Raw genomic sequence first — 6,593 nt, forward strand, 5'->3', positions numbered from 1 at the left:
CCCTCCCCCGCTTGCGGGGGAGGGTTGGGGTGGGGGCCCGCCGAGGCAGGATCAAAACCACCCTCACCCTACCCTCAAATTCCGGGCGTCCTGCCCTCCACCCTTCGGGCCAGCCTGTCGGCTGTTCAAATCCGCTCCCGGCGGATTTGTCCTGAGGGAGAGGGGACAAACCTGAGATGCCTTCACATTCCTGGCGTGCTTGGCGCTCTTTGCGGGAGAGAATGCCTTTCATGTTCGGGCTCTTCGCCTTCGTGCGCTTCGTGGTTCAAGTGTCATGCGTCCGCAGGACCCGGCCGTAGACCTCCATGTACCCGCGCACCATGGCCTCCATGCTGAACTCCTTCTCTGCCCGCGCGCGTGCGGCTTTTCCTTCCCGTTCGCGCCGATCGGCGTTGGTCAGGTAATCGACCAATGCGTCCGCCAGTGCATTCGGCTGGCCGGCCGGCACGAGGGCGCCGGTTTCTCCCACGGTGACCAGGTCGGGATTGCCGCCCACGTCGGTGGCGATGACGGGCAGGCCGCTGGCCATGGCCTCGAGGATGGTGTTGCAGATGCCTTCGGCCAGGGATGGGAGCACGAAGATATCCATGGCGCGCATCAGGTCGGGGACGTCCTCCCGGGCGCCGGGCAGCCAGGCCTGGGCGTCGACATCCGCCTCGGCCAGCATGCGCGAGACGGCCTCAAACAGGGGGCCGTCACCGACAATCACCAGGCGCAATCGGGGAAACAGCTCCGGTACACGCTCGCGCAGCAGGATGAAGGCCCGGGCCAGGTCTTCGGGGGCCTTGACGGTCTGCATGCGCAGGACGGTGCCGATGACGATGCTGTCTGTCGCGACAAACCCCTCGGGCAGGGGCGATTGCCATTCGTGCGGCCTCGGACTGAAGCGCCGGATGTCGACGCCGTTGCACACGTGGCTCAGGCGCTCGGGATGCACGCCTACCGAACGGGTCAGGTAATCCAGCTGGTGGCGCGACAGGGCGATGTACTGGCCCACCAGCGGGCGCACCAGGCGGCGCATGAGGCGATTCTTGCCGCGGGAGCCGTCCAGGTCGCCCACGTCCCAGCCGTGCTCACCGTGCACCCGTGCCTTCACACCGGAAAGAGCGGCGGTAACCTGGGCCTCCAGGGTGGCGAGATTACGCGTATGTACAATGTCAGGACGAAGAGTCTTCAGCAGGTGTCGCAGCCTGAGATGTACGCGCAGATCCTTGCCTTCGCGCTTGTAAAGGCTGTGCAGGGTGACGTCGTCGCGGTGAATGCGCCGGGCGAAATCCGTGTAGTCGGTCATACACACGATGGCATGGCGGTAGCTGCCCGGAGGCATGTGGTTGATGAGGTTCACCAGGCCGTTTTCCATGCCCCCCACGTCGAGCCGGTGGATGACATGGGCGACCAGGGGCACGGGTCTGCCCGAACCGGCCTTACTCATGCGCATACCCCAGCGGCAGGGGGAGCGCCCCGATGAACCGGGTCAGGCGTTCCCGGGCAGGATCCAGCGGCTCGGCGTCCTCCGTGCTGACCGCCACCAGGAACGCACCCCGACCGTCGCCCGCGAAAACGGCGCCCGCCTCGCGCAGCTTCACCTCGATGCCCCGGGTGGTGGTGTGATCGCCGACCTGGTACCAGTGCCACACCACCCGGCGCGTGGTGCCGGCGCGCATCACCGTCTCGTGCACGCGAAGCATGCTCCCGTCGGGGCGCTCCACAGTGTGGGCACGCTCGGAGGAGCGGCGCCAGGTGTCTCCGTCGAACATGCGGTTGCGCCAGGACACGATCTCCGTGCCGCCGCCGCGGTTCACATAACGGAACAGGTGCAGTTCCACCGCCTCGCCGTCGCTGCGGTACAACCCCGCCAGTTCGGTGTCCGCGTCGTAGTACCGCGGCCGCCAGGCCCCGCCGGCTTCCTGCGGGCCCTGCCACGCGCCCGGTGCCGCAGGCAGCGTCGGCGGCGCATCCACCGCCGCGTTCCGGGCGCGCTGTTCCATCCAGAGCTCTCCTCCGCGGGGCGCGGCCAGCACCGCCACGACGGCCAGCAGCAGTACGCCGGTGGAGAACGGCTCCAACGCACGCGGCTGTGCCACGGTGATTTCGGTGCCCGCGTCGCTCTTCTCCCCCTTCTCCCACCACAACGATCCGAGCCAGAACAGCAGCAGCATGACGAAGCCGAAGAAGATCCAGCCGTAGATCAGGTGATCCACGCCTACGGCGTGCTCCATGTCGGTCCAGTGGGCAATCATGATGATGCCCCAGGCGCGGATGCCGTTGGCGATAATGGGCAGCGCGATGGCCAGGGCCACGAGCGCGGCACGGCGCCAGACGCTCCGGTAGCTGATGTACGCGTAGATCAGCCCCAGCGCGATGCTGGCGATCAGGTAGCGGACCCCGCTGCATTCCTCGGCGACCACGAAGTCGCCGGCGGGGATGCTGATGTAGAGACCCTCCCGGTACATGGGCAGTCCGGAGAGTTGCAGCAGCCAGACCGCGAACCAGGCGGTGTATTCCTGCAGGATCGGCACCATGAACTCGCCGAAGGGGACGGCGAAGAACAGGTAGGCCAGGGGGAACACGAGCATGCGCGCCACGTGTGCGCCCAGCACGGTGATCACCAGCCCGGGCAGCATCGCCACCAGGGCGAAGTGCTGGATCAGCTTCACGTCCACGCTGCGGGCCAGCACCCAGGCCAGTCCGGCGGCTGCCAGCCAGGCAAGGCCCCAGGGGGACGGCTCAGGCACCACACGCGCCAGATCCCGGCGCCGGGTCCAGGCCAGGAACAGGGCGAGCGGCAGGATGAGCACGCCGTGGGCGTAGGTCTCGGAATTGAACCAGATGTGGCTGATGCTCTGCACCGAAGGCCACAGCAGCGCCATGGTCAGCACGGCCAGAACCGTCAGCAATACCAGAGCGGCACTCCAGTTGTAGCGCAGGCCAGCCCGCATACCTCACCACCTTCCTGCTGCGGCCGACGATCTGTCTTCGACCGTAGGTCGGGCTTCAGCCCGACGAGCGGTGCCTGACCAGGCCGCGGCCGTCGCCCTGAAGGGCGACCTACATATGCGCATGTCCTGCAAGACGACGGTGCTCACCCGCCGGCCCCCGCACGCAGTACATCCGGCTCCGGGGCGGTGGGTGCGTCCAGCAATGCCATGAGCCGATCCATGTGCTCCGCCCAACTGTAATGGGCCAGCACACAGGCGCGCCCCTTCGCTCCGTGCCCCGCGGAATCGCCGTCCTCCAGCGTCTGCAGGCAGAGCTTCGCAAGATCGGCGGGGGCCTCGGCCACGAGCCAGCGCATCTCTGGGCAGTCCCGGAGCCCGTCCAGGGCCTGGGGCGTGGCCACCACGGGCCGCCCCATGGCCATCGCCTCCAGCACCTTGTTCTGCACGCCCCGGGCGATGCGCAAGGGCGCGACCGCCGCACGGGCATGGGCCAGGTAGGGGCGCACGTCCTGCACGGCACCGGTGACATGCACGCCCGGTTGTTCCTCCAGACGCCTGACTTCCGGCGTCGGCCGCGCGCCCACGATCACGAAGCGCGCATCGGACCTTGCCGCGCGAACTCTCGGGAACACCTCCTTCGCAAACCAGGTGACGGCATCCACGTTGGCCCAGTAGTCCATGGCGCCGGTGAACACCAGCGCGGCACCCTTCCCTTTGTACGGATCCGGGTAGTCCCGTTCCGGTGAGAAGTAATCGGTATCCACGCCGTTGTCGATGGCATGCACGCGCGCGGACGACTCGGGGGCCAGTTCCCGGAACAGTTTCGCCTCCTGCTCGCTGACGAACACCGAGGCATCGCAGGCCGAGGCAAGCCGCCGCTCGAAGCCGAGCAGGGTGCGCGCCTCGCGCCGGTACACCCAGTTCATGGGAAACCGATGGCCCTGCGCGTACTGGCGCCACTTGTCGGAATCCACATCGCAGAAGTCGATGACCGTGTGCAGCTGCTCCTGTTCTCGCGGCAGGTACTGCGCCATGGCGGCCGAGAACACCAGCGCGTGATCGACGCCCCGCTCCAGCGTCTCGCTGACCCACAGCGCCATGCGCCGGTCCGCGTAATAGGGCACCGTCAGCGGCACGCCCGAAAGCAGCCCCGCGACACTGCGCAGCCGCGCCCTGCGCGGATTCAGGGGCAGCAGGCACAGGCTTTCGCAGTAGGCGGCCACCTCATCCTGGTAGCGCCAGTCGTGGGGATCGTCCACAAAGCTGCCCAGGTGAACCCGGAATCTCCCGGCGAGGTGCTTGAGCAGATTGAACGAACGGATCTTGTCCCCCTTGTTGGGGGGGAACGGAATCCGGTGGACGAGGTAGAGCAAATCTTTCATGGAACCCCTTTTCTAACCACGAAGCTCACGTGCCCTGTCTGAACAAAATTCATTACTCTCGCAAAGACGCGAAGCCCGCAAAGGAAATCCTTAACGTTGGTCGGGCAACCGATTCACGACTCGGCAAATGCCCCTTTTCATCAAACTCTCACCGAAGTTCAGCAAATACCCCAGTTTCAGGTCGGTGAGACGCAGATAGGTCAATAGCTGCTTCCTGTGGGCATTGTTCAGCCTCTCCACGCATTTGAGTTCAACGATCACGCGTCGTTCGACAATCAGATCCGCTCTGAACCCCTCGTCGAAGGTAATACCTCGATGCACAAACGAGACCGGCACCTGACGCTCAACCCGCAACCCACGCTGCCCTAATGAATGCGCCAGCGTGACTTCATAAACAGATTCCAACAACCCCGGCCCCAGTTCCCTATGGATCTGAACGGCGCAGTCAACAACATGCTTTCCAATTTGTTCTTCCATTGAATCCGCCCTTCCCTTTGCGGGCTTCGCGCCTTCGCGAGAGTCCAATCCTCCCTGTTTCGAAGCCACCCGGAGTCAGTCAGCCACGGCACTCATGTTTCTGAGGCCCCATTCCTGTTCAATCATTCACAGTCCTTCGTGCGCTTCGTGGTTCAACAGTCCTTTTCAGCCCAGCCCCCGGGAAATCATGGGGCCGAGAAGATTCGCCACGGGCAGGGGCAGGCGTTTCCAGGCTGCGATGAACAGGCGGTACTTGGGGTTGAGGGGGTTGATGTCGGGCACCGACTTCGCGCGGACCAGGTGGTACTCGTAGTGCAGCGGCTCAGGCTCGAAGCCCCAGTTCTTCTTGAAGCTGTATGAACCCGTGCCCACCTTGCTGCGGCCGTAGTCGAACACCCGGTAACCCCGCTCGCAGGCACGGCGCATCAGGTCCCAGTAGAGAAAGTCGTAGCCGGCCACCTCGCGGGCCTGCTCGGTGCCGCCGCCGTAGTAGGGCAGCACCTGGTCGCGGAAGTAGAAGCTCAACACACTGGAGACCGGTTCACCGTTGCGGGTGACGGTGAGCACCTCGCAGTCGTCGCCGAACGCGTCCATCAGGGCCTCGAAATAGCGCCGCGCGAACACCGGCGTGCCCAGGCGGCGCACGCTGTCGGAGTAGATGGGGAAGAAACGCTCCACATCGCCATCAAGCTCACCCGTCAGTTCGTGCTTGATCCCCTTGCGGACCATGGCCCGCTGCTTGCGGGGAATGGCCAGCATGTTCTTTTCCACGTCCGCGTCGATGGGCTTGCGGAAGGTGACATAAAGATCGTCCTTGCGCGGCCAGCCGGGATTGCGCGGCACCTGGTTGCGAAGCTCCAGGTAATCCACCTCCAGACGCTCGGCCAGGTCGCAGGCCGCATCGGTGAGCACCGCGGCGGCACGTTCATCCTGCGCGGCGACGCCGCCATAGACGCAGAACGGCACCGAGATGAGGGCATTGCCGAACAGCACCGTCTTGACGTGGCCCAGGGGGAGGACCCCGACAATGACGCCGTCGCGCTCCGCATAAAGATAATGGGCCTGATGGCCCAATACCTGCTCCAGCACCCGGCGCCAGCCGGCCCTGTGAAAGAAGGTGGCATCCGGACAGGATTCCACGAAGGCGTCCCATTCCGGCGCGCGCGCATCGTCCAGCAATCCGACGGATACGATCCCGTTTCCCGCCTCGGTGCGCGGGAGATCATGCATGACCACACTCATCGGGACCGCTCCGCTTCCGGCAGAAAGATGCGGTCCATGCGGTCCCAGCGGAAGTCATGCAACAGACGCGACAGGCGTGACTCCATGCGCGTGAGATTGAGGTAATGGCGCACCCGGGTCTTGAGTCCGATGCCCTCCTGGCGAGGCTGGTCGGGGTCGATCTCCCAGGGGTGGAAATAGAATACGGCGGACTGCCCGTCGTGGCGGTTGACGCGGTTCAGCGCCCAGCGCGACAGGGCGTAGGGAAAGAGCCGGAAGTAGCCCCCGCCACCGCAGGGGAACTTGCGCCGGCCGATCTCCACGGTGGTCACCGGCACCTCCAGCAGGCCCGCGTCATCGCGATAACGGAAGGCGAAACGGGGCGCCTCGGGCATGCCGTAGAGGTCGTGGCGGATCGGGTAGATGCTGGAACTGTAGCGATAGCCGGATTCCTGCAGTTCGTCCAGGGCCCAAAGGTTGTCCCGCCCGATGGAATAGCTGGCAGCGCGGTAGCCCAGCACCGGCGTGCCGGTGGTGTCCTCCAGCAGCGCGCGGGTGCGGCGCACATCCTCGC

6 protein-coding genes are annotated in these 6,593 nt (G+C 65.5%); all 6 read right to left on the reverse strand.

The window, feature by feature from the left end:
• Positions 1-265 precede the first annotated feature (265 nt).
• Complete coding sequence (locus B1C78_RS15740) at positions 266-1,438, reverse strand: TIGR03088 family PEP-CTERM/XrtA system glycosyltransferase (protein ID WP_077280122.1); 1,173 nt, start codon at positions 1,436-1,438, stop codon at positions 266-268.
• The gene (xrtA, locus tag B1C78_RS15745; protein ID WP_077280123.1) at positions 1,425-2,939 is read right to left on the reverse strand and encodes an exosortase A; all 1,515 of its coding nucleotides are present in this window, start codon (positions 2,937-2,939) and stop codon (positions 1,425-1,427) included. The genes B1C78_RS15740 and xrtA overlap by 14 nt, the downstream gene beginning before the upstream one ends.
• Positions 2,940-3,082: 143 nt before the next feature.
• A complete protein-coding gene (locus B1C78_RS15750; protein WP_077280124.1) occupies positions 3,083-4,321 on the reverse strand; it encodes a TIGR03087 family PEP-CTERM/XrtA system glycosyltransferase in 1,239 nt (412 codons plus the stop codon).
• 90 nt (positions 4,322-4,411) lie between these two features.
• Positions 4,412-4,798, reverse strand: a complete 387-nt coding sequence (locus B1C78_RS15755) for a GxxExxY protein (protein WP_077280125.1) — start codon at positions 4,796-4,798, stop codon at positions 4,412-4,414.
• 165 nt (positions 4,799-4,963) lie between these two features.
• Positions 4,964-6,028 carry a FemAB family XrtA/PEP-CTERM system-associated protein gene (locus B1C78_RS15760; RefSeq protein ID WP_077280126.1) on the reverse strand — a complete coding sequence of 355 codons (1,065 nt, stop codon included), beginning with the start codon at positions 6,026-6,028 and terminating at the stop codon, positions 4,964-4,966.
• Between the two features lie 8 nt (positions 6,029-6,036).
• On the reverse strand, positions 6,037-6,593 hold a 557-nt coding region (locus B1C78_RS15765; RefSeq protein WP_245795464.1), incomplete at its 5' end, for an XrtA system polysaccharide deacetylase.

This window comes from Thioalkalivibrio denitrificans, assembly GCF_002000365.1.
GTDB lineage: Bacteria > Pseudomonadota > Gammaproteobacteria > Ectothiorhodospirales > Ectothiorhodospiraceae > Thioalkalivibrio_A > Thioalkalivibrio_A denitrificans.

Coding starts and splice junctions, on each gene's coding strand:
- B1C78_RS15755 (WP_077280125.1), bottom strand. CDS start 4,798: ATGGAAGAACAAATTGGAAAGCATGTTGTTGACTGCGCCGTTCAGATC.
- B1C78_RS15760 (WP_077280126.1), bottom strand. CDS start 6,028: ATGCATGATCTCCCGCGCACCGAGGCGGGAAACGGGATCGTATCCGTC.
- B1C78_RS15750 (WP_077280124.1), bottom strand. CDS start 4,321: ATGAAAGATTTGCTCTACCTCGTCCACCGGATTCCGTTCCCCCCCAAC.
- B1C78_RS15740 (WP_077280122.1), bottom strand. CDS start 1,438: ATGCGCATGAGTAAGGCCGGTTCGGGCAGACCCGTGCCCCTGGTCGCC.
- xrtA (WP_077280123.1), bottom strand. CDS start 2,939: ATGCGGGCTGGCCTGCGCTACAACTGGAGTGCCGCTCTGGTATTGCTG.